The sequence below is a fragment of the Acidovorax sp. LjRoot204 genome, from assembly GCF_056175785.1.
Genome location: NZ_JBGFFF010000318.1, coordinates 1 through 1762, shown reverse-complemented (window position 1 = coordinate 1762; position 1762 = coordinate 1). Strand labels below are relative to the sequence as shown.

Below are 1762 nucleotides of genomic sequence, written 5' to 3'. Positions count from 1 at the left end.
CGTTGTGGATCACGTACTTTTGCAGGATGGTCCAGTCGGCGCGCTCAACCAGGGTGCTGAAACGGGTACCGATTTCGTTCTGGCCGGCGCCCGCCACTTCGTGGTGGAACACTTCGACCGGAATGCCCAGGGATTCGAGGATCAGGGACATCTCGGCGCGCATGTCTTGCGTGCTGTCGACGGGAGGCACGGGAAAATAGCCGCCCTTGACGGTGGGGCGGTGGCCACGGTTGCCGCCTTCGAGCTTGGCGCCCGTGTTCCAGGGGGCCTCGTACTCTTCGATTTCGTAGAACGTGTTGTTGGGTTCGGTGCTCCAGCGCACGCCGTCGAAGATGAAGAATTCTGGCTCGGGACCGAAGTAGGCCGTGTCGCCCAGGCCGGAGGCCTTCAGGTAGGCTTCAGCGCGCTTGGCAATGGATCGGGGATCGCGSTCGTAGGCCTTGCCGTCGGTGGGSTCGATCACGTCGCAGGTCAGGATCAGCGTCGTTTCTTCAAAGAACGGATCGATGTTGGCCGTGCTCGGGTCGGGGATCAGCTGCATGTCGGAGGCTTCAATGCCCTTCCAACCGGCGATCGACGAGCCGTCAAAGGCATGGCCCGAAGTGAACTTGTCTTCGTCGAAGTGAGAGACGGGCACCGTGGTGTGCTGTTGTTTGCCACGGGTATCGGTGAAACGGAAGTCAACGAACTTGACTTCGTTCTCCTTCACCATCTTCATCACGTCTGCAACGGTCTTGGCCATCAGGTTCTCCTGGATAAAGCGCTTGTTGAAAAAAGAGTTTGCCGAAATAAAAGCAGTTTGCGTGCCAGCCGAGTGCAGCACCGCACTATGAAGGAGCGCTACCCGCGGCAGGTCGGCATGGCACGCGCCAAAAAGCACCAATGCGGTGCAATCCATCTACCAAATCTGAGTCTCACAGGTTGCGCACCAATTCAGGGCCGCAATTTGCACCAAATTCGTGCAATCCTGTTTTCAAAGCCTGCCATGCAGCAGGCACCGAGGACGCGGGCCCTTTGACACCCAGTTCGATATGCCGCCCGTATTGTGGATGATCTACGCTGGGCAAACTGAACACCCGCACATCCGGGTGCGATTTTTCAATCTGCTCCATGAGGGGCGTCAAGGCTGCCTCCATCGCACCATAAACCACCACCGACTGCTCGGTCTGCGGTGCCCGGTTGAAATGGGCTGCGTAGTGCTGCTCCAGCACCCACTCGATCATGGGCCAGGCCATCACAGGAAAACCTGGAACGAAGTGCACGGCACCACCTCCTGGCCCGTCGCAACTGAAGCCGGGAATCTTGTTGTAGGGATTGGGAATGATGCGCGCGCCCACCGGGAACATGCCCATGTTGAGGCGGTGCACATTGTCGGACCGGTCGGGCTCATAGGGCACGCCCTGCTCGCGCGCCACATCCTGCATGCGTTCGCGGATCAGCGTCTCGGCTTCTGGGTGCAGGGCCAGATCCCGGCCCAGGGCACGTCCAGCACATTGCCGCGTGTGGTCGTCTGGGGTTGCGCCAATGCCGCCACACGAGAACACCACATCGGCCGACGCGAACGCCCGCTGCAAAGTGGCCGTGATGCGGTCCGGGCTGTCGCCCACATAGTCGGCGTAGGCCAGCGACAGGCCCCGCGCCGATAGCAGCTCGATCACCTTGGGCATATGCTTGTCGGCCCGTTTGCCCGACAGTATCTCGTCACCGACGATGATGAGACCAAAGGTGGGGGTCATGGTGGATTGTCTCCAGGGTTCGGATT

Annotated in this window: 2 protein-coding genes; both read right to left on the bottom strand. The window is 60.2% G+C overall.

All coding sequences use genetic code 11. The features are described from left to right. A partial coding sequence (locus AC04MI_RS24965; RefSeq protein ID WP_476499019.1) for a glutamine synthetase beta-grasp domain-containing protein occupies positions 1-742 on the bottom strand: 742 nt, incomplete at its 3' end. A gap of 172 nt (positions 743-914) precedes the next feature. Beyond that, positions 915-1736: a competence/damage-inducible protein A gene (locus AC04MI_RS24960; protein WP_056067111.1), complete on the bottom strand. Its 822-nt coding sequence runs from the start codon at positions 1734-1736 to the stop codon at positions 915-917. Positions 1737-1762: the final 26 nt, after the last annotated feature.